24 protein-coding genes and 2 tRNA genes are annotated in these 20009 nt (G+C 66.3%); 11 read left to right on the forward strand and 15 right to left on the reverse strand.

Annotated features, from left to right (window positions below):
• Positions 1 to 45: 45 nt before the first annotated feature.
• Positions 46 to 504: an Lrp/AsnC family transcriptional regulator gene (locus tag BM397_RS10905; protein WP_092424071.1), complete on the reverse strand. Its 459-nt coding sequence runs from the start codon at positions 502 to 504 to the stop codon at positions 46 to 48.
• 88 nt (positions 505 to 592) lie between these two features.
• On the opposite strand from BM397_RS10905, the gene BM397_RS10910 reads away from it, so the two are divergent.
• The 3 genes from BM397_RS10910 to BM397_RS10920 all read left to right on the forward strand — a co-directional run bounded on the left by BM397_RS10910 (position 593) and on the right by BM397_RS10920 (position 4798).
• A complete protein-coding gene (locus BM397_RS10910) occupies positions 593 to 1720 on the forward strand; it encodes a type III PLP-dependent enzyme (protein WP_092423822.1) in 1128 nt (375 codons plus the stop codon).
• A gap of 81 nt (positions 1721 to 1801) precedes the next feature.
• Positions 1802 to 4093: a xanthine dehydrogenase family protein molybdopterin-binding subunit gene (locus tag BM397_RS10915; protein WP_092423824.1), complete on the forward strand. Its 2292-nt coding sequence runs from the start codon at positions 1802 to 1804 to the stop codon at positions 4091 to 4093.
• A gap of 252 nt (positions 4094 to 4345) precedes the next feature.
• Positions 4346 to 4798, forward strand: coding sequence for a CoA-binding protein (locus BM397_RS10920; RefSeq protein WP_092423826.1), 453 nt, complete (start codon positions 4346 to 4348; stop codon positions 4796 to 4798).
• 175 nt (positions 4799 to 4973) lie between these two features.
• Here the strand turns inward: BM397_RS10920 and BM397_RS10925 are convergent, their stop codons facing one another.
• Entirely contained in the window at positions 4974 to 5288 is a 315-nt protein-coding gene (locus tag BM397_RS10925) for a phosphoribosyl-ATP diphosphatase (protein ID WP_092424073.1), read from the reverse strand.
• Between the two features lie 10 nt (positions 5289 to 5298).
• Complete coding sequence (gene hisF, locus BM397_RS10930) at positions 5299 to 6057, reverse strand: imidazole glycerol phosphate synthase subunit HisF (RefSeq protein WP_092423828.1); 759 nt, start codon at positions 6055 to 6057, stop codon at positions 5299 to 5301.
• A gap of 133 nt (positions 6058 to 6190) precedes the next feature.
• Between hisF and BM397_RS10935 the strand changes: the two genes are divergently transcribed.
• Complete coding sequence (locus BM397_RS10935) at positions 6191 to 6913, forward strand: DUF4396 domain-containing protein (protein WP_245696045.1); 723 nt, start codon at positions 6191 to 6193, stop codon at positions 6911 to 6913.
• A gap of 78 nt (positions 6914 to 6991) precedes the next feature.
• On the opposite strand, the gene BM397_RS10940 is transcribed toward BM397_RS10935, so the two are convergent.
• On the reverse strand, positions 6992 to 8551 hold the full coding sequence (locus BM397_RS10940) for a bifunctional metallophosphatase/5'-nucleotidase (RefSeq protein ID WP_092423832.1): 1560 nt from the start codon (positions 8549 to 8551) through the stop codon (positions 6992 to 6994).
• A gap of 84 nt (positions 8552 to 8635) precedes the next feature.
• Positions 8636 to 9208 (reverse strand): TetR/AcrR family transcriptional regulator, encoded by a 573-nt coding sequence (locus tag BM397_RS10945; protein ID WP_092423834.1) that lies wholly within the window; start codon positions 9206 to 9208, stop codon positions 8636 to 8638.
• Positions 9209 to 9320: 112 nt separating this feature from the next.
• On the opposite strand from BM397_RS10945, the gene BM397_RS10950 reads away from it, so the two are divergent.
• The 5 genes from BM397_RS10950 (at position 9321) to BM397_RS10970 (ending at position 12468) form a co-directional block, all read left to right on the forward strand.
• Entirely contained in the window at positions 9321 to 9548 is a 228-nt protein-coding gene (locus BM397_RS10950; protein WP_092423836.1) for a putative antibiotic biosynthesis monooxygenase, read from the forward strand.
• Positions 9549 to 9618: 70 nt separating this feature from the next.
• Complete coding sequence (locus BM397_RS10955; protein WP_092423838.1) at positions 9619 to 9960, forward strand: DUF952 domain-containing protein; 342 nt, start codon at positions 9619 to 9621, stop codon at positions 9958 to 9960.
• Positions 9960 to 11018 carry a quinone-dependent dihydroorotate dehydrogenase gene (locus tag BM397_RS10960; RefSeq protein ID WP_092424075.1) on the forward strand — a complete coding sequence of 353 codons (1059 nt, stop codon included), beginning with the start codon at positions 9960 to 9962 and terminating at the stop codon, positions 11016 to 11018. Before BM397_RS10955 ends, BM397_RS10960 begins: the two co-directional genes overlap by 1 nt.
• Positions 11015 to 11353 carry an arsenate reductase (glutaredoxin) gene (arsC, locus tag BM397_RS10965; protein WP_092423840.1) on the forward strand — a complete coding sequence of 113 codons (339 nt, stop codon included), beginning with the start codon at positions 11015 to 11017 and terminating at the stop codon, positions 11351 to 11353. Before BM397_RS10960 ends, arsC begins: the two co-directional genes overlap by 4 nt.
• Before the next feature lie 11 nt (positions 11354 to 11364).
• Positions 11365 to 12468, forward strand: coding sequence for a THUMP domain-containing class I SAM-dependent RNA methyltransferase (locus BM397_RS10970; protein WP_092423842.1), 1104 nt, complete (start codon positions 11365 to 11367; stop codon positions 12466 to 12468).
• Here the strand turns inward: BM397_RS10970 and BM397_RS10975 are convergent.
• The 4 genes from BM397_RS10975 to hisB form a co-directional block, all read right to left on the reverse strand.
• Positions 12447 to 12743, reverse strand: coding sequence for a hypothetical protein (locus BM397_RS10975; protein WP_092423844.1), 297 nt, complete (start codon positions 12741 to 12743; stop codon positions 12447 to 12449). The two genes, BM397_RS10970 and BM397_RS10975, sit on opposite strands and share 22 nt — an antisense overlap.
• Positions 12740 to 13462 carry a 1-(5-phosphoribosyl)-5-[(5-phosphoribosylamino)methylideneamino]imidazole-4-carboxamide isomerase gene (gene hisA / locus BM397_RS10980; protein WP_092423846.1) on the reverse strand — a complete coding sequence of 241 codons (723 nt, stop codon included), beginning with the start codon at positions 13460 to 13462 and terminating at the stop codon, positions 12740 to 12742. The genes BM397_RS10975 and hisA overlap by 4 nt, the downstream gene beginning before the upstream one ends.
• A gap of 104 nt (positions 13463 to 13566) precedes the next feature.
• Entirely contained in the window at positions 13567 to 14202 is a 636-nt protein-coding gene (gene hisH / locus BM397_RS10985; protein ID WP_092423848.1) for an imidazole glycerol phosphate synthase subunit HisH, read from the reverse strand.
• A 96-nt stretch (positions 14203 to 14298) separates the two neighbouring features.
• Complete coding sequence (hisB, locus tag BM397_RS10990; protein ID WP_092423850.1) at positions 14299 to 14886, reverse strand: imidazoleglycerol-phosphate dehydratase HisB; 588 nt, start codon at positions 14884 to 14886, stop codon at positions 14299 to 14301.
• Between the two features lie 144 nt (positions 14887 to 15030).
• Between hisB and BM397_RS10995 the strand changes: the two genes are divergently transcribed.
• Positions 15031 to 15267: an Lrp/AsnC ligand binding domain-containing protein gene (locus tag BM397_RS10995; RefSeq protein WP_092423852.1), complete on the forward strand. Its 237-nt coding sequence runs from the start codon at positions 15031 to 15033 to the stop codon at positions 15265 to 15267.
• Positions 15268 to 15400: 133 nt separating this feature from the next.
• Here the strand turns inward: BM397_RS10995 and BM397_RS11000 are convergent.
• Positions 15401 to 15475, reverse strand: a tRNA-Gly gene (locus BM397_RS11000).
• 86 nt (positions 15476 to 15561) lie between these two features.
• Positions 15562 to 15636: transfer RNA gene (locus BM397_RS11005), tRNA-Gly, on the reverse strand.
• Positions 15637 to 15831: 195 nt separating this feature from the next.
• Here BM397_RS11005 and BM397_RS11010 point away from each other — a divergent pair.
• Complete coding sequence (locus BM397_RS11010; protein WP_092423854.1) at positions 15832 to 16344, forward strand: DUF4405 domain-containing protein; 513 nt, start codon at positions 15832 to 15834, stop codon at positions 16342 to 16344.
• A gap of 324 nt (positions 16345 to 16668) precedes the next feature.
• Here BM397_RS11010 and BM397_RS11015 read toward each other — a convergent pair whose 3' ends face one another.
• From BM397_RS11015 to BM397_RS29295, 4 genes are all read right to left on the reverse strand, one after another.
• Entirely contained in the window at positions 16669 to 17301 is a 633-nt protein-coding gene (locus tag BM397_RS11015; RefSeq protein ID WP_092567386.1) for a hypothetical protein, read from the reverse strand.
• Between the two features lie 3 nt (positions 17302 to 17304).
• The gene (locus BM397_RS11020) at positions 17305 to 17769 is read right to left on the reverse strand and encodes a hypothetical protein (RefSeq protein ID WP_092423858.1); all 465 of its coding nucleotides are present in this window, start codon (positions 17767 to 17769) and stop codon (positions 17305 to 17307) included.
• 363 nt (positions 17770 to 18132) lie between these two features.
• Positions 18133 to 19707, reverse strand: a complete 1575-nt coding sequence (locus BM397_RS11025; RefSeq protein ID WP_092423860.1) for a recombinase family protein — start codon at positions 19705 to 19707, stop codon at positions 18133 to 18135.
• Positions 19704 to 19880 carry a hypothetical protein gene (locus BM397_RS29295; protein WP_176806597.1) on the reverse strand — a complete coding sequence of 59 codons (177 nt, stop codon included), beginning with the start codon at positions 19878 to 19880 and terminating at the stop codon, positions 19704 to 19706. Before BM397_RS29295 ends, BM397_RS11025 begins: the two co-directional genes overlap by 4 nt.
• Positions 19881 to 20009 lie beyond the last annotated feature (129 nt).

Consider the following 20009-nt stretch of genomic DNA (forward strand, 5'->3'; position numbering starts at 1 on the left):
CGCTTACCCGCCCGTAAACAAGGCGAAACCGCAGGGCGAGCGCCTCTACCCCGCCCGGTTCAGCTTCGTGCTCAGGTGGATCAGGCTCTCAGAGCTTTTCACCCCGCGCGCCTCGGCGATCTTGTCGAGCGTGGCGTCCAGCTCTTCGGTACTGCGCGCGCTCACCTGCACCAGCAGGTCGACCCGGCCGGAGGTCGTATGCGCTGCCTCGACCGCGGGCATCTGGCGCAGCCGGGCGAGCACCTCGGGCTGGCTGCGGGGTTCGATGCAGACCAGCACCGTGGCGCGGATCGGTGCCTTCAGAGCGGCACCGCGGCGCAGGGTGAAGCCTGCGATGATGCCGCGCGCGAGCAAGCGGTCGATGCGGGCCTGGACCGTGGTGCGCGCCAGCCCCAGTTTGCGGGCAAGATCGGCGACCGGCAGCCGGGCATCCGCCTCGAGCAGCGCGATCAGCTGCCGATCCGTTTCGTCGATTTGTAATAACCTGTCGTCGATCTGTCGCATCATGCCTAACATTCTGCGCCATCTGCCGCGCGGATCCGAGCGTTTTTTGCGCCATGCTGGAAAGAAAACCCGACAGGAGGCAGTGACCATGCGGATCGACCCCACCCTTTCCCCGACGCCCGATGCCTGGCTCGCGGCCAATGCGCCGGACGAGCCGGTCTTCTTCTTTCACCCGGCGCGGTTGATGCAGGTGGGCCGCATGTTCCTCGAGGCGTTTCCGGGTCTGGTGACCTACGCGGTCAAGGCCAACCCCGCGCCCGAGATGATCCGCGCGCTTCATGCCGCCGGGGTGACCGCCTTCGACGTGGCCTCGCCCGCCGAGATGGCGCTGGTCCGGGCCGAGGCGCCGGGGGCGGCTCTGCACTACCACAACCCGGTGCGCTCGGCGTCCGAGGTCGCGGCCGGGCAGGAGGCGGGCTGCCTGTCGTGGTCGGTGGACCGGATGCCTGAGCTGGAAAAGCTGGCGGGCCTGCCGCGCGGCACCGAGATCGCCGTGCGCCTGAAGCTGCCCGTAGCCGGGGCGGCCTATGACTTCGGGGCCAAGTTCGGGGCCACGCCCGAGCAGGCGACGCAGCTGTTGCGGCGCGTGGTAGAGCTGGGCTTCTCCCCGTCGGTCACATTTCACCCGGGCACGCAATGCACCAGCCCGGCTCCCTGGGCGCGCTATATCGTCGAGGCGGCGGCGGTGGCGCGATCTGCCGGGGTCGCGCTCTATCGGCTCAACGTCGGCGGCGGCTTCCCATCGCACCGCGATGCAGGCAAGCCCGACCTGCAGGCGATCTTCGACACCATCCGCGAGGCGGCGCAGGGGGCCTTCGACAGTCCGCCGCAACTGGTCTGCGAGCCGGGCCGGGCTCTGGCCGCCGAGGCGCTGACGCTGGCAACGCGGGTCAAGGGCGTGCATGACGAGGCGGTGTTTCTCAACGACGGCGTCTATGGCGGGCTGGCCGAATGGCGCGACATCGCGCCGATGGACCGGGTCCGCGCGGTGAGCGGCACCGGCACTGAGCTTGGCGGCGCAAAGACCCGCCGCGTGGTCTTCGGCCCGACCTGCGACAGCATTGACCGGCTTCCGGAAACGCTGCCCCTGCCAAGCGATCTGGCCGAAGGCGATTACCTGCTCTTCGAGGGCATGGGGGCCTATTCGCGGGCGCTCGTCACCGGGTTCAACGGCTACGGCGTGCGCAGAGTGGTGGAAATCGAAAATCAGGACTGAGATCACAGTCCCGGGTGCTGGACTCTGCTGCTGCGGCCTCTACAGTCGCGGCAAATACGCAGTCGCGGGAGGACCAGCCAGATGGAAAAATTCGGCAAGAGCCAGTCGTTCAAACGCAGCGAAGACGTGCGCTTCCTGACCGGGCACGGGCGGTACGTCGATGATATCGCTCCGGAAGGCGCGCTGCATGCCTTCATCCTGCGCTCGCCGGTGGCCCATGCCGCGATCACCGAGCTCGACGTGTCGGACGCCCGCGAGATGCCGGGCGTGCACATGGTTGCCACGGTGGACGACCTGATCGCCGCCGGCATGGATATCTCGATGGACGGCACGGTGATCAAGAACCGCGACGGCAGCAAGGCTGCCGATCCGCTGCGGCCGATCCTCGCCAAGGAGCGGGTGCGCCACGTCGGCGAGCCGGTGGCACTGATCGTCGCCGACTCGATGATCGAGGCGAAGGATGCCGCCGAGGCCATCGTCTTCGATTTCGAGGAACTGCCGGTGCATATGGCGCTGGAAGCAGGCGGCGAGGCGATCCATCCCGAGGCGCCGGAGAACCGCGCCTTCGACTTCGGCCTCGGCAATGAGGCAGAGACCGACGAGGCCTTTGCCAGCGCAGCCAAGGTGGTCAGCCTCGAGGTTGGCGACAATCGCGTCATCGTCAACGCCATGGAGCCGCGCGGCGCCTATGCCGAATGGGACGGCGAGAAGCTGCATGTGGCCTTCAACGGGCAGGGTGTCTGGGGTTTCAAGGCCGAGTTGGCGCAGGCCTTCGGCCTGCCGGTCGAGCAGATCCGCGTCACCAATCCCGACGTCGGCGGCGGTTTCGGCATGAAGGCCCCGGGCTATCCGGAGTATTTCGCCATCGCCCATGCCGCGAAGGAACTGGGCAAGCCGGTGCGCTGGATGTCGGACCGCACCGAGGCGATGCTCTCGGACCACGCGGGCCGCGATCTCGTGACGCTGGCCGAGCTGGCCTTCGACGAAGACAACCGCATCCTCGGCTACCGCAACCACACCCGCTGCAACCTCGGTGCCTACAACTCGAACTTCGGGCAGGCGATCCAGACCGCGCTTTATGCCAAGGTGCTGACCGGCACCTATGACATCAAGGCCGCCTACATGCGGGTCGAGGGGTTCTACACCAACACCACGCAGGTCGACGCCTATCGCGGCGCGGGCCGCCCCGAGGCGATCTACACGCTGGAGCGGATCATGGATCGCGCCGCGCGCGAGCTGGGGATTGATCCCAGCGAGCTGCGCCGGATCAACTTCGTGCAGGAATTCCCCTACAAGACGGTCACCGGCGAGAATTACGACGTGGGTGATTTCTCCCGCGTGCTTGCCCATGCCGAGGCGGATGCCGACATCGAGGGATACCCGGCGCGCAAGGCGGCCACCGAGGCGCAGGGCAAGCTGCGCGGACTGGGGCTGTGCTACTACATCGAGAGCATCCTCGGTGACCCGGCAGAGGACGTGAAGGTGGAGTTCACGGAAGATGGCGGCGCGACCATTTATGTCGGCACCCAGTCAAACGGGCAGGGGCACGAAACGGTCTTTGCCAAGTTCCTGTCGGATCACACCGGCATTCCGGTCGAGAAGATCGGCTTCGTGCAGGGCGACAGCGACCTGATCCCGCGCGGCGGCGGCACCGGGGGCTCGCGCTCGGTGACCACGCAGGCCACGGTGACGCTGACCGCCGTGCGCGACATGATCGCGGGCTTCTCGGAGTTTCTGGCCGGCGAGATGGGCGTCGACCCCGATGAGGTGCGATTCGACGACGAGCAGTTCCGCGCGGATGGCTCGAACCTGCACCCGACCATGCTCGAGGCGGCGGCCATGGCCCGTGCCAAGGGCCGCGACGATCTGCTCAGCTGGTCCGCCCGCACCGCAATCGAGGCCCGTTCCTACCCTAACGGCGCGCATTTCTGCGAGGTCGAGATCGACCCGGAGACCGGCGTGACGCAGGTGGTGAAATACACTGTGGTCGATGATTTCGGCAATCTCATCAACCCGATGCTGGCCGAGGGGCAGGTGCATGGTGGTGTGGTGCAGGGGCTGGGCCAGGCGCTGACCGAGCACACGGTCTACGACGAGGACGGCCAGCTGCTGACCGCGACCTTCATGGACTACGCCATGCCGCGCGCCAAGGATGCGCCCTGGATCGGCTTCGACGTCGAGCCGGTGCCATCGACCGGCAATCCGATGGGGATGAAGGGCTGCGGCGAGGCGGGCACCGTCGGGTCCATGGCCGCCGTGTCCAACGCCGTGCAGGACGCGCTGTGGGAGCGGGGGATTCGCCAGGCCGACATGCCCTTCACCCCGCATCGGGTGTGGCAGATGCTGAATGATGTGGCGATTGCCGCAGAGTGAAGCGCCAGCACGCGCGGGTCGGAAGGTCAAGAATTTTTCATCACATGATCGCGAGGGGTCTTCAATCTGTGGCATTTTCGCCTATCTCTGATGCAGAGGCGCGGAACTGGAACCTCCGCGACCCCTTCACTGTCCCTCGTTCCGTAACTGGCGTCCGGGTTTTCCCCGGACGCTTTTTCTTTCCGTGGGGTCCCCTCGCGGGAGGTCGCGCGGTGGCTTCCTCTTCCCGCGGCGCTGTGACAGGCTGATCCCATGAGCTACTCCGACACCTTCCTCAAAGACATCCTGACCCGGACCCGGGTGATCGCCGTGGTCGGCATCTCGACCAACCCGGTGCGGCCGAGTCATTACGTCTCGCGCTTCCTGCACCAGCGCGGCTACCGGATCATCCCGGTCAATCCGGCACACGTGGGCCAGACGCTCTTCGGCGAGGAGTTCCGCGCGGGGCTGTCCGAGATCGATGTGCCGGTGGACATGGTAGACATCTTCCGCCGCCACGATGCCGTTCCTTCGGTGGTCGGCGCGGCCATGTCGCATCTGCCGCATCTGCGCACCATCTGGATGCAGCTCGGGGTGCAGCACGCCGAGGCCGCCGCCAAGGCCGAGGCCAAGGGCCTCGACGTGGTGCAGGATCGCTGCACCAAGATCGAATATGAACGCTTGCTCGGCGCGGGTGTGCCGCTGGCCGAGGCGATCGGCGGCTAGGCCAAAGAGGGGGCTCTGCCCCCGCCGCGCTGCGCGCGACTCCCCCGGGATATTTCTGACAAGTGGAAGCGGAGGGGGCTGCCGTGCGCCGGGGCCTTCTTCTCTTGAAAAATACGCCGGGGGTGAGCCGCGCAGCGGCGAGGGGGCAGAGCCCCCTGCGCCGGATCAGCCCGGATCAGCCCTTGGGGCGCGCGGCCTTCTCGGCGATGCCCGACTGGCCCTGGCGGCGCTGCAGCTCGGCCATGACCTCCGACAGCGGCAGCCCGCGGGCACGCAGCATGACGAGGAAGTGGAAGAGCACGTCGGCGGCCTCGGAGGCGAGCTTGGCGTTGTCGCCCTTCACCGCTTCGATGATCGCTTCGATGGCTTCCTCGCCGAATTTCTCGGCGCATTTCTCCGGGCCCTTGGCGAGCAGCTTGGCGGTCCAGCTCTCGTCGGGCGAGGCGGAGGCGCGGGCGGCAACCACTTCTTCGAGCTTTTCGAGCGTCATGTCGGACATGTCAGAGCCTCACGGGAACGCCGGCGGCGGCCATATGCGCCTTGGCCTCGGCGATGGTGTAGGTGCCGAAGTGGAAGATCGAGGCGGCGAGCACCGCCGAGGCATGGCCCTCGGTGACGCCCTCGACCAGGTGGTCGAGCGTGCCGACGCCGCCCGAGGCGATCACCGGGATCGGCACCGCGTCGGCGATGGCGCGGGTGAGGGGGAGGTTGAACCCCGCCTTGGTGCCGTCGCGGTCCATCGAGGTCAGCAGGATTTCCCCCGCGCCCTTGCGCGCCATGGTGATGGCAAATTCGACCGCATCGATGCCTGTCGGGCGGCGACCGCCGTGGGTGAAGATCTCCCAGCGGCCCGGCTCCACGGTCTTGGCGTCGATGGCGCAGACGATGCACTGGCTGCCGAAATGGTCCGCGGCCTCGGCCACCACGTCGGGATTGGCAACGGCGGCGGAGTTGAACGAGACCTTGTCGGCCCCGGCAAGCAGCAGCGCCCGCACGTCGGCGACGGTGCGCACGCCCCCGCCCACGGTGAGCGGGATGAAGCACTGCTCGGCGGTGCGGGTCACCACGTCGAACATCGTGCCGCGGTTTTCATGCGTGGCGTGGATGTCGAGGAAGCAGATCTCGTCGGCGCCAGCGGCGTCATAGGCTCGGGCAGCGTCCACTGGGTCGCCCGCATCGCGCAGGTCGACGAAGTTGACGCCCTTGACCACGCGGCCATCGGCCACGTCGAGGCAGGGGATGATGCGCGTCTTCAGCATGTTGCCCTGATAGTGCGGAAATTCCCCGGGGGGAAGAGGGCTGTGGTGCCGGTGTCCTGCGCCGAGCGGAACAATGCGCTTGCGCACCGGTTGGGTTCGGAATGCCGGTTTGATCCAAAGGACTGTTTCCGCCGTGCCCCTTGCCCTCCACCTGGCTGCCCTCGCCTCTCTCCTTGTCGCTGCCGTCTGTGCAGGGCTCATCGCCTATGACGTCGCGCGGCGGCCGCAGCACATGTGGATCATGAATGTGGCCTGGCCGGTCTGCGCACTCTTCGGCGGGGTGCTGGTGCTGCTCGCGTACGTGAGGGTCGGACGCGCGCCGGAGCCGTCGAGGTCGGGCCAGGGGCATGAGGGTTCCCATGACCATGGCGTCTCGAGCATGGCGGTCTCGGTCGGCAAGGGCGCGCTGCATTGCGGCAGCGGCTGCACGCTGGGAGACATCATCGCTGAATGGATCGCCGTCCTGATCCCGGCGGTCGCGGTGGCCTTCGGCTGGCACTGGCTCTTTGCAGAGAAGATCTTCGCGGTCTGGGTGCTGGATTTCCTGCTCGCCTTCGGTTTCGGTGTCGCCTTCCAGTATTTCGCAATCAAACCTATGCGCGACATCACCGTGCGCGAGGGCATCTTGCAGGCCTTGAAGGCCGACACCGCCTCGCTGATTGCCTGGCAGCTGGGCATGTACGGGGCGATGGCCCTGGCGCATTTCTGGCTGTTTCCCGAGATGATCGGAACCGAGCTGAAGGTCGCCAGCGTAGAGTTCTGGTTCACCATGCAGATCGCGATGATCTGCGGCTTCGTCACCGCCTACCCGGTGAATTGGTGGCTGATCCGGGCGGGCGTCAAGGAAGAGATGTGAGCGGCCAGCAGGCGGGACGGGTCAAAGAAAAAGGGCGCGCCGGATGGCGCGCCCTTGGTTTTCGAGATGCCGGAAGGATCACTCAGCGATGGTGATCCGGCCGTCGGTGTAGGGCTCGTAGGGGGTGCCTGCTGCGACGAATTCTGCGGTCACGTCGGCCAGGTCGGGGCCGAAGTCATAGGCCTGCTCGGCGGTGGTGAACATGGAGTAGCCGTCGCCACCGTTGCGCACGAAGTTGTTCGACACGACGCCGTAGGTCTTGGCCTCGTCCAGAGCGGCGTCGCCGACCATCACCTCGGAGATGCGGCTGCCGACCTCGGCCGAGGGGGTGACGGTGAAGCTGATGCCGGAAACCTGCGGGAAGCGGCCGCCACCTTCTTCCATCTGGCTCACGCCGTTCTCAAGCGCCTCCTTGATCACCGCGCCGGTGACCTGGAAGGTCGAGAGCGTATTCTGGAAGGGCAGCACGGTCAGCACCTCGCCCATGGTCACATCACCCGCGTCGATCGAGGCGCGCAGGCCGCCGCCGTTGGTGATGGCGAGGTCGATGCCCTGATCCTTGACGCGGTCGAGCATGGCGTCGGCCACGAGGTTGCCCATCGGGCATTCCTCGGCGCGGCACATGTCGCGGCTGCCGACGATCTCGGCGGTCGACTCGCCGATCACCTTGTTGCGGATCTCGTCGAGCGGCTTGGCGGCCTCGATGATGCGGTCCTTGGTGGCGGCATCCTCGGTCACGGCGGCGTCCATGATCAGCGGCGCGCCGGAGGCCTCGGTGACGTTGCCCTCATCGTCGAAGGTGACGTTCAGCTCGCCGAGGAACTTGCCGTAGGCGTAGGCCGAGACGATGGCGGTGTCCTTGACCATGGTGGGGTAAGGGCCTTCGGCGCCGTCCATGTCACCGAGCAGCGTGTTGGAGTGGCCGCCGACGATCACGTCGACACCGGTGGTCTCCTCGGCGACCTTCAGGTCGACGTTGTACCCGGAGTGCGACAGCACGACGATCTTGTTCACGCCCTCTTCGGTCAGCTTGTCGACCTCGGCCTGCACCGCATCCACCGGGTTGGTGAAAATGACGTTCTTGCCGGGGCTGGAGAGCTCGTCGGTATCCTGCGGGGTGAGGCCGATGAGGCCGATCTTCTCGCCGTCCTTCTCGATGATGACCGACTTCTTGATCTCGCCCTTCAGCAGCTCCTCGCCGGTGAGGTCGGCGTTCGACATGAGCACGGGGAACTCGACGGAATCGACGAAGCCGCGCAGAACCTCGGGGCCGTCGTCGAACTCGTGGTTGCCCACGGTCATCGCGTCATAGCCCATCTGGTTCATCATCTCGGCGGCGAGCTTGCCCTTGTAGTAGGTGTAGAAGAGCGTGCCCTGGAACTGGTCGCCGCCATCCACCAGCAGGTAGTTGCCGGCGCGCTCCTTGGCCTCGGTGATGGCGGTCTGCAGGCGCGGAGAGCCGCCGAAGCACTCGCCCGCGGCATTGTCTTCCTCGCCGCAGGTGGAATCATACTTGCTGATCGGCTCGAAGCGCGAGTGGAAGTCGTTGGTGTGCAGGATGGTGATCGAGTAGTCCGCGCTGGCAGTGCCGGCGGTCAGGGCGAGCGCGGCGGCGCCGGTCAGAAGACGAAGCGACATCGGGAATCCTCTCTGTCGGGTTTTTTCTTATCTGCCGATCCTGCAACGGGTTTTGGGAGGTGTCAAAACACGTTGGGCGAAATTTCACCCCTTGGACCAGCTCTGGGTCAGAACCCGGGCAAGCGCGTCCGGATCGTCGTCGAGATCGTGGGACAGGAGCTTGAACCAGAGCGTCGCGATCACCGCTTCGGCCAGACGCTCCGGCACCAGCCCGGCGGGCAATTCACCGCGCCGCTCGGCCCGTGCGATCACCGCGAGCAGGGCGGTGCGCCGTTCGAGCCGAAACTCGGCCAGTGCCTCGGCGACATCCGGCTCGACCTGCGCCGCGGCGATGATGCTGCGAAAGACCGCCCCGGTCTCGCGCCGCCAGTGGCCAAAGACCAGCCGCAGGACGCCTGCGATGTCGCCTTCGAGGCTGCCCGTGTCAGCGTAGACGTCTTCAGTCTTCATCCGGCGGTAGACCGCGAGCAACAGCGCGCCGCGTGTGGGCCACCAGCGGTAGAGCGTCGCCTTGCCGGCGCGGGCGCGTTTCGCCACCGCCTCCATGCGTAGCCCGGCAATGCCGGCCTCGGCGAGGATCTGGGTGGCGGCATTGAGCACGGCAGCTTCCGTGTCGGGATTGCGGCGGGCGCCGATGGAGGCGCGTTTTTCGGTCATCGGGTCTGGTCCGTCGGGAAAATCGCGGGGTCCCCACCGCATAGCCCTTTACAGGGCCCCGCGCCAGATATTATGGGAACGAGACGTTCCGTTCCTATCTAGGGATCCTCAGATGACTGCCACGACAGCCACGCCGCGGGCGCCGTCCCGCCTGCGCTTCGCCATCTTCGTCTTCTGCGCCGTCTACCCGTTCATCACGCTGCTGGCCTACCTCATCGGGCCGATGACCGCGGGGTGGCCGCTGTGGCAGCGCAACCTGCTGCTGGTGCCGATCATGGTCTTCTCGATGGTCTGGGTGATCATCCCGCGCATTCAGAGGCACTGCAGGCGCTGGCTCTGAGCGCGGTTTTGCTCAACGTGGATTGACTGCGGGGATTGACCGGGACGGGGTTCCACGGCATCAGCCGGTCATGCTGATCTACAAAATCCTCCGGGCCGACGAATGGGCGGCGCTGCAGGCGCAGGGCGAGACCGCCGGTGCGCCGATCGACGTGGCCGATGGCTACATCCATTTCTCCACCGCCGAGCAGGTGCGCGAGACGGCGGCGAAGCATTTCGCCGGGGCGGAGGGGCTGCAACTCCTGTGCTACGAGGTCGAGTCCCTCGGTGACAAGATCACCTGGGAGCCGTCGCGCGGCGGGGCGCTATTTCCGCATCTCTATTCCGCGCTGCCGCTGGCCGGGCTACTATGGTCGCGCCCGCTGCCGCTCGGCGAGGGCGGTGCACATGTGTTCCCGGACGATCTGGCATGATGAGATTCCTCGAGAAGGCGGGCCTGCCGCTGCTGCACAAGGTCGATCCCGAGCAGGCGCACGGGCTGGCAATCATGGCGCTGAAGATGGGGCTCGCCCCGGCACCGGGGCTGATCACCTCGGACCGGCTGCGCTGCGATCTGGCGGGGCTGACCTTGCCCAACCCGATCGGGCTGGCCGCGGGCTTCGACAAGAACGCCTCGGCGCTGCAGGGGCTGTCGCGGGCGGGCTTCGGCTTTGTCGAGGTCGGTGCCGTCACGCCCCGCCCGCAGCCGGGCAACCCCAAGCCGCGCCTCTTCCGCCTGACCGAGGATCGCGCCGCGATCAACCGTTTCGGCTTCAACAACGAGGGCATGGAGGTGGTCGCGCAGCGGCTCGTCCAGCGCCCGAGCGGCATGGTGCTGGGGCTCAACCTCGGCGCCAACAAGGACAGCGAGGACCGCGCGGCGGATTTCGCCAAGGTGCTGGCGCGCTGCGGCGAGCACCTCGATTTCGCCACCGTGAACGTCAGCTCGCCGAACACCGAGCGGCTGCGCGACCTGCAGGGCAAGGACGCTCTGGCGGCGCTGCTGGGCGGCGTGATGGATGCGCGGGCGAACCTCGACGACCGCATTCCGGTGTTCCTCAAGATCGCCCCCGATCTCGACGAGCAGGGGCTTCGGGACGTGGCCGAGGTCGCCATGGCCTCCAAGGTCGATGCGGTGATCGCCACCAACACCACGCTCTCGCGCGAGGGGCTTTCTTCGCCCTTTGCGTCGGAGGGGGGCGGCATGTCCGGCCAGCCTCTGTTCGAGAAATCCACCCGCGTTCTGGCGAAACTGTCGGAGCTGACGGGCGGCCAGATGCCGCTGGTCGGGGTCGGGGGCATCGGCTCGGCCGAGCAGGCCTACCAGAAAATCCGCGCCGGCGCTTCGGCGGTGCAGGTCTACACGGCCTTGGTCTTCGGCGGGCTCTCGCTGGTACAGGACATCGCCGAGGGGCTGGACGCGCTTTTGGCGCGCGACGGCTTCGCCTCGGTTGAGGAGGCCGTGGGCACCGGACGGGCGGACTGGACATGATCCTCTGGCACAACCCCCGCTGCAGCAAGTCACGCGAGGCGCTGGCGCTGTTGCAGGAGAAGGGCGTCGAGCCCGAGGTGCGCCGCTATCTCGAGGACGCGCCGAGTTACGATGAGCTGAAGGCGGCGCAGGCCGCGCTCGGCGTGCCGGCGATCGAGATGGTCCGCACCAAGGAAGCCGATTTCAAGGCGGCGGGGCTGAGCCGCGACAGCGACGACGAGACGCTGTTGCGCGCCATGGCCGAGACGCCCAAGCTGATCGAGCGACCGGTGGCCTTCGAGGGCACTCGCGCGGTGATCGGCCGCCCGCCCGAGCGCGTGCTGGACCTGCTCTGACGGGACATGTGATGGACAAGAGTTTCGAGATTTTCCTGGCCTGTGCGCCGGGGCTGGAGCCCGTGCTGGTGGCCGAAGCCAAGTCGCTCGGCTTCGGCCCGCTGAAGCCCGAGCAGGGCGGTGTGTCGTTCCAGGGCGGCTGGCCCGAGGTGGCGCGCGCCAACCTCGAGCTGCGCGGCGCGGCACGTGTGCTGGCCCGCATCGGCGGTTTCCCGGCAGTGCACCTCGCGCAGCTCGACAAGCGGGCGCGCAAGTTCCCCTGGGGCGACATCCTGCGCCCCGACGTGCCGGTGAAGGTCGAGGCGCTGAGCCGCAAGTCGAAGATCTACCATGCCGGCGCCGCCAAGCAGCGCATCGAGCGGGCTATCACCGAGGAGCTGGGCGCGCCCATCGCCGAGGACGGCGTGCGCATCCTCGCCCGCATCGAGGACAATATCGTCTCCTTTTCGGTCGACACCTCCGGCCAGCCTCTGCACCGGCGGGGCCTGAAGCAGGCCGTCAGCAAGGCGCCGATGCGCGAGACGTTGGCCTCGCTCTTCCTGCGCGCCTGTGGCTACGACGGCAGCGAGCCGGTGCTCGACCCGATGTGCGGCTCCGGCACCTTCCCGATCGAGGCCGCCGAGATCGCCGCCGGGCTGCTGCCCGGCCGGGCGCGAGCGTTCGACTTCGAGCGGCTGGCCGTCTTTGCGCCCGCCGATCTCAAGGGCCTGAAACGGCAAGAGCCGTTGCGCGCACCGACCTCGCTTTACTATGGCTCCGACCGCGACGCCGGGGCGATCCGTTTCGCCACCGAAAACGCCGCGCGTGCCGGGGTCACCGACTGGGCCCGTTTCGATTGCCGCCCGGTGAGCGAGCTCGAGCGCCCAGACGGCCCGCCGGGCCTCGTCATGGTGAACCCGCCCTACGGCGCGCGGATCGGCGAGAAGGGCCCGCTGCACGCGCTGCACGCCTCGCTGGGGGCGGTGCTGAAGGAGAGGTTCGCCGGCTGGCGCGTCGGCATCATCACCACCGAGCCGGGGCTGGCCAAGGCGACCGGCCTGCGCTTCCTGCCCACCGGCGCGCCGGTCGCCCATGGCAGCCTGAAGGTGAAGCTCTACCGCACCGATCCGCTCTGACGGCGCCGGATCATCCGGACCAGCCAGAGCGTTCCCAGAACCATCACGATGAGCCCGGCCATGGGCAAGGTGAGCAGCGCGAACCAGCCCGACACGAAGAGGGTGGCGAGCAGCCCGCCGAGGTCATGGCCGAGCACCACGCAGGGATAGCTGCCGGCCTCGTCGAGGCGGCAGCCTGCCAGCTCGGCAATGCTGGTAGAGACAATAACGCCGGCCACCGGCAGCAGGCAGATCGCCAGCGCCCCGAGCAGGATCAGGGTGAGCGCGCGGCTCACCCCTTCAGCGCGGCCAGCGCCTCTTTCAGGTCGATCGCGCCATCGTAGAGCGCCCGGCCCGAGATCGCGCCATTGAGCTGCGCGCCGCAGTCGCGCAGGGCGATGAGGTCTGCCAGTTTCGACACGCCGCCCGAGGCGATCACCGGGATCGACACGGCGCGGGCCATGGCGGCGGTGTATTCGATGTTCGGCCCCTGCATGGCACCGTCGCGGTTGATGTCGGTGTAGATGATCGCCGCCACGCCGTCGTTCTCGAAGCTGCGTGCAAGGTCCACCGCGTCGACGTCGGTCACCTCGGCCCAGCCCTTGGTCGCCACGCGGCCGTCGCGCGCGTCGATGCCGACGGCGACCTTGCCGGGGAACGCCTTGGCCGCCTCGCGCACCAGCTCGGGTTTTTCGACCGCCACGGTGCCGAGGATGACCCGCGCCAGCCCCTTGTCGAGCCAGCGCTCGATGGTCGCCATGTCGCGGATGCCGCCGCCGAGCTGCGCCGGGACCTTGGTGCGCGCGAGGATCGCCTCGACGGCGGCGGCGTTGACCGGCTCGCCGGCGAAGGCGCCGTTGAGGTCGACGAGGTGCAGCCAGTCGCAGCCTGCCTCGACGAATTCCATCGCTTGCGCGGCGGGATCGTCGTTGAAGACCGTGGCCTTATCCATGTCGCCGCGCAGCAGGCGCACGGCCTTGCCGTCCTTGAGGTCGATGGCGGGGTAGAGGATCATGGCGCGGCTCCGCTAAATCTGTGACGGCTCCCTATAGCCGGGCGGGGGCGCGCTTTGCAATGCGCGCGCTGCCGCCACGTGAGCGGGAGGCCGGCGCGCGGCGCTCAGGGGGTCCAGGTCAGGAAGTTGCCGATCATCCGCAGCCCCGTGTCGGCGCTCTTCTCGGGGTGGAACTGGAAGCCCAGCATGTTGCCCTGTCCCACCACCGCGGTGACCGTGCTGCCGTAATCGACGTGGGCCAGCCGGTGATCGGTGTTCAGCATGCGCATCTGGTAGGAGTGGACGAAATAGGCATGATCGCCGCTCTTTACCCCGTCCAGCACCGGGTGCGGGCGGTCGATAACCAGCTCGTTCCAGCCCATGTGCGGCACCTTCAGAGACGGGTCTTCGGGGAGGATCTTCTCGACCTCGCCGTCGACCCAGCCGAGCCCCGGCGTCTCTTCGTATTCATGCCCGACGCGGGCCATCAGCTGCATACCGACGCAGATGCCGAGGAAGGGCCGGCCCTTCGCGGTGACCGCCTCGACCATCGCCTCGAAACAGCCCGAGTGGCGCAGCGCCCTGGCGCAGGCGGGAAAGGCACCGTCGCCGGGCAGCACCAGCCGGTCGGCCCGTGCCACAACGTCGGGGGCATCGGTCACCACGACCTCGCCCGCGTCCAGCTCGCGCGCCATGCGCTGAAACGCCTTCTCGGCGGAATGCAGGTTGCCGCTCTCGTAGTCGATGATCGCCGTCAGCATCTCGCATCCTTCCCGGGCGGTCTGTCCGCCTCTTCGTCTAGATCAAAATATCCCGGGGAGCGCGAGGGGCTGGCCCCTCGCCGTGCTCCGGATCCTTCAGAGCGCGCCCTTGGTCGAGGGGATCGCATCGCCCTTGCGCGGATCGGGCTCGACCGCCTCGCGCAGCGCGCGGGCCACGGCCTTGAAGGCCGCCTCGACGATGTGATGCGAGTTCACCCCGTCGATTGCCTCGATGTGCAGGGTGATGCCGCCATGGGTCGCCAGCGCCTGGAAGAACTCGCGCACCAGCTCGCAATCGAAGCTGCCGATCTTCTCGGTGGGCAGTTGCACCTTCCACACCAGGAAGGGCCGCGCCGACAGATCCAGCGCCGCGCGCACCAGCGCATCGTCCATCGGCAGCAGGCAGGAGCCATAACGGCGGATGCCGCGCTTGTCGCCGAGCGCCTTCGCCAGGGCCTGGCCGATGGCGATGCCGGTGTCCTCGACGGTGTGGTGGTCGTCGATGTGCAAATCGCCCTCGGCGCGCACCACCATGTCGATCAGCGAATGGCGCGCCAGCTGGTCCAGCATGTGGTCGAAGAACCCCACGCCGGTCTTCATGTCGTAGCTGCCGGTGCCGTCGAGATCGAGGGCGACCTCGATCTTCGTCTCGGCGGTGCTGCGGCTCACCTCGGCCTTGCGCATGGACCATACTCCTCGATGTCTCGCAGGGGCTTATAGGGCGGGGCAGGGCGCAGGCCAAGCCCCGCGCGCAGCGAAGCGGCGGGTGCGCTTGCGGCGGCGGGGGCGGTGTGACAGCTTGCGCGCATATCATCGAAAGGCCCCGCCATGACCACCTGCGTCTTCGTCCAGATCCGCTGCAAGCCCGGCACCACCTACGAGGTGGCCGACCAGATCGCGCTCAAGGAGATTCACTCCGAGCTCTATTCGACCTCCGGTGAGTGGGACCTGCTGCTCAAGCTCTACATTCCCGAGGGTGCCGACGTGGGTCATTTCATCAACGAGAATCTGATGGTTCCGGGGATCGAGCGCACGCTGACCACGCTGACGTTCAAGGCGTTTTGAGGCGAAATGGGGCGACCCCCGGGGTCGCCCGTTGCCCGCGGGGACGCGCGCGGCCCTGCCGGGCAGACGCGAAAATTCCGGCAGCGTGGTCCCGCGGCCAGATCATTTCGTCTTTCGGAGAGAAAGTGTTGAATGGAGCGGGCGAGGCGATTCGAACGCCCGACCCTTACCTTGGCAAGGTAATGCTCTACCCCTGAGCTACGCCCGCAAACCATTCATCATGCTGGTCTTTCAACCAATCGGCTTTTCAGCCATCCGGCCTCTCACCGGTCCGACTTGCGCCGGAGGTCCAACTGGAGCGGGCGAGGCGATTCGAACGCCCGACCCTTACCTTGGCAAGGTAATGCTCTACCCCTGAGCTACGCCCGCTTCCTTGTTGGTGTGGGCGATTTAGAGTTTCCCGCGAACCTCCGCAAGGGGAAAATCGACCTTTTTTCCGGAAATCTTTCGATCGGCAAAAAAGCCCTGCAAAACGCGACGGAAACCCGGCAGCGGCGCGTGTGATCTTCGGAGCCGCGAGGGGAGCGCGGCTCCGCAAATGCCAGCCACGGAGCCAGCCGCGCCATGAAACCTGTCCTGAATCGCTACGCCACGCCGTTCATCACCGGACTTTTCCTCGTTTCCCTGATCTCGGGAATCGCTCTGTTCTTCCATTGGAACTCCGGGTGGTTCCACGGCATGCACGAATGGCTCAGCATGGTGCTGATCCTGCCTTTCGCGCTGCACCTGTGGAAGAACTGGCGCCCGATGACCAGCTACATGCGCAAGCCGGCCTTCGCGCTGGCCATGGTCGCCTCGCTGGTCATGGCGGCGGCTTTCCTTGTGCCGGCACTGATGCCGCAGCAGGGCGGGGGCCGGGGCGGTCCGCCGCAGTTCGCCGCTGCGCAGCTCCTGCTCGGTGGCAGCCTTTCCGAGGTCGCCGCGCTCGCCCATGTGCCCACGGACCAGCTGGCCGACGGGCTGGCGCAGGCGGGGTTCACCGTCGACACCGAAGACGAGAGCCTTGCCGCCATCGCCAAGGCCGCGGACCGCAGCGAGGGCGAGATTCTCGCCGCGCTGGTCTCGGTGGCCCGCTGAGGACCGCCGCCGGCGGGCGTATTTTTCAAAGAGAAGAATTCAAAGATAGGAAAAGGGCCGGGGGCCGCGCGACCCTCTGCCCTTCCACATGGTTTAAATATCCCGGGGGTGAGGGGGCAGCGCCCCCTGCCCAACCGATATTTGCCTCTGAGCTGATGCCCGTTAGGAACTATTTTCTATTTGACCGCAGTCACCTAGACGACACCATTACGACCAGTGATCGTGAGGTCGCCGTCCTGAATTTGTAACTGCAGCTTAATCGAGCGGCTTGCTAGGCCCGCCGGATCACAGGACGCCCCGAGGGAGGGACTTGCGACGCAGGACTCAATCACCGTTCACTACAGGACGAGCGCCCTTAAGAGCCACAATTTCGTCGACTGCTTCCAATGCTTTGGCCGCAACGCGATCATTTTCCAACTCTTGGATTGGTCGGGTGAGCATAAGGGGAGCCTCGGCATTGCGCGCGAGGAAGTTGAACCGGCGATAATATTCAATGAGCCCTTCGTCGGCCGCCTGGATGAGCATCGCCGGCGATGGCAGGCGACGGGCAGGATCTCCATTACTTGTCAGGTCAAGGACCCGTTCGAAGGCATCTCGCAGCAAATCCTCACCGAGATTATTGCCCTCAAGCCGTTCGTCTACACCGAGCTTACCAAGAGCAATGAGCGAAATTTCGGTGGGCGTGTCGCCACGATCCTTACGAGAGAAAGCCTCCTTCCTACCGATCTTCTGCATTGACAGCGCATAGTAACCCCAGACCACCCCTTCCCTGTCGCTCGTTACGTAAACCGTCGAAATGCGGCGCAAATGGTTGTTGAGTGCGCGCTCAACGAGGAACGCATTGATACTGGCTCTGCTACAGTGAAAAACTGACAAATCGTGTTCGGCAGTGAGCAGCGCGGGTGCAAGCAGTTCTTCGACCGCCGGGACGGCAATGCCTTTCTGTTCCGATGACATCACTCAGCCCTTGGCCCACCGGGGCTTACTCGCCAAAAGCCGCACCGTCGCATTGTTCGGCTGCGTCGGTTCGGCCGGAGTACAAACTAGTTCATCAAACGCTTCCGCTGGCCAACTGGCGTCAGCGCTACGGCGCTCCGCGAGCTCAGCCTCGGCAGATCGCAGAGCAAGCCTTATCCGCTTGATCTCACGAACCTTTTCGGCAAGGTTTCGGCGCGTGCTGTACAGTTCTGCCCGCCCGCTGCTTCGCTCGCTAACGGCTTGCTTGCGCGCCTCTTGGGGCCGTGCTTGAAGGGTGATCCGTCCCTTCTTAACAAGTACTTTCTTACCAAATCGACTTTTGACCTCGACCTCGGCCACATCGTCTTCCTCTTGAAAAGAGCGAGGGACGAGTACGCCTTTCCGTTCCATGACGCCAGCATGGAGCGCGGTGGAAGCTTTAAGGATATTGTTCTTTGTCTTGGCCATATCGGGCACCTCTCTGCTTCATGTGTAACAGTCTACACACTGCCGGCCAATGGCGATGAGATCGAAACCGGATGTGTGTGACACGTTCGCATGGCTGTAGTCGAACACTTGCCATTTGGAACATTTCGCGCGCCGGGAAACCTTCATCCTCATCTAACCAACGTCGGGCAACACGAGGCGGCAAAGTTCTACATTGATCCCCCACATCGCAGGCCGCAGAATGGTCCCTGACCGAGGGAGGCAACATGACCCGGATCATCCAGACATTCCCCATTCCCAGCACATGGCGCACCCCTCGTGACACCGAGGATGGGGGCGGCAAGCCCGGCAAGTGACCGGACGCCACGGGTTCTATCGAAGTGATCAACACGGGACCATCGTGAAGCCGGCAGCGTCCGTCACGGCCTCCTCCACCCCGAGCAGCGCACCGAACCGTGCCTCGATCACCGCCGAGACGCCGTGCGGAGCGGCCTCGTCAGGCCTCAGGGCGATCTTCCGGATGAGCTCACCAAGGAACGCGTGGGCCTGCTCGACGAGATCCTCGTCACCGAGCAGCAGCTCCATTTGCGCGACGGCCCGCTCGTAGAGCAGCCGCGCGTCCGGCTGATCCGCGTGCTGCAAGGTGATGAGGCGCTTCGCGCCTTCGATGCGTGCCGCAAGGTCCGCGATCTCCGCCTCGACCTCGCTGGCCCGGGCCTTGAAGGTGGCGAAGGGCGCGCCGTCCTCGATGGCCTGGAAGATGCGCTCACGCTTGGTCTCCGCCTCCTTGAGCGCCGCCGACAGGCGCTTCACGTCGGCTTCGGGGTTCGCCTTGGCAAGATTGCGCCGCTCTGCTTCGAGCGCCTCGCCGAACTGACGGGCCAACTCGTCCGAGAGCATCACCTGCTTCAGTCTCGCGAAGACGCGCGCCTCGATCCGCTTGCGCGAGATCGTGCGGGTGTTGGTGCAGACGCCGCCCTTCAGCGCCTCGCGGCACCGGTAACTGGTTCTGTTGTGCTTGACGTAGCGCGTGCCGCAGCAACCGCAGACCAGGAGCCCCGACAGAAGATAGCGCGTCCGCCGCGTCTCGACGGCGTTTTGCACCGGCTTGCGCCCGGCACGCTGCGCCTGGACGCGCTCCCAGAGGTTCTGCGGGACGATGCGCAGCTCCGGGATCTCCGTCTCGGTGTAGTCTTCGGGCGAGCTGATGATCTTCCTCTGGCCCGTCTCAGGGTTGTACCTGCGCCGGTGTTTGCAGATGCTCGCGATGCCGATGTAGACGCGGTTGTGCAGGATGCCTTCCTGGCGGGCCGGGTTGCCCCGGATGGTCGAGCCATCCCAGCTGCCGCCGCGCGGCGCCGGGATGCGATCGGCATTCAGGCCTTTTGCGATCTGCAGCGCCGAGCGTCCCTCCGCGTATTCCGTGAAGATGCGGCGCACGATCTCCGCCTCCTCGGGTACGATCTCGCGGTTGAGCCCTTCCTCGACGGAGACCTTGCGATAGCCATAGGTGCTGGTGTGCAGACGCCTGCGGCCCACGGCGCTCTTCATGCCCCGGCGCGTGTGCTCCCCATTTGCCTCGCTCTGCTGCTGGGCGGCAAAGCCGATCAGCATGGTGGTGAAAAAGTTCTGCTCGCCCTCGGTCACCGAATGCAGCTTCACGTCCCGGAAGGCCATGAGTTCGAACTGGGTGAGCGCGTCGCTGACCTTTCGGTTGAGCCGGTCGAGCGCCTCGACGAGCACGACGTCGATCCGGTCAGCGTAGATGGCCTCCTTCATCTTCTGGAAGCCGGGACGGCGGGTGTTGCGGCCGGTCTTCTGGCTGTCCGTGAAGACCTCCACGACCTGCCAGCCCTGCCTTTCGGCGTGCTTGCGGCACATGGCGACCTGGTCCTCGATCGAGGTGGCCTTCTGTAGGTCGGAGCTGAAGCGGGCATATATCGCTGCACGTTTGGTCATGCGTTATTTCCTTGTTGCGCCGGGGCCGCGTCCTCGTTCGCCGGGGCGCGGAGCGCCGTCAGCGCCTCCGCCCGGGCGAGCAGATGAACAAGCCCGGTGATGGCGACCGGGATGGTCTGGTGTCCGTCGTTGTCGTTGGCTGCGGTGAGCCGGATGTGTGTCGCGTTCGTCATCGCCTGTGCGTCCTCGATTGCCTCTTGCCCATCACGGGCGAGGAGGAAATGAATCCGTCGAGGCAAACGAAAAACGGATTTGCGAAAATTGTTGCGCGAGGGGCCCGCCCCGGTACCGAGCCGGGGCGC

It is taken from the genome of Alloyangia pacifica (assembly GCF_900116195.1).
GTDB lineage: Bacteria > Pseudomonadota > Alphaproteobacteria > Rhodobacterales > Rhodobacteraceae > Salipiger > Salipiger pacificus.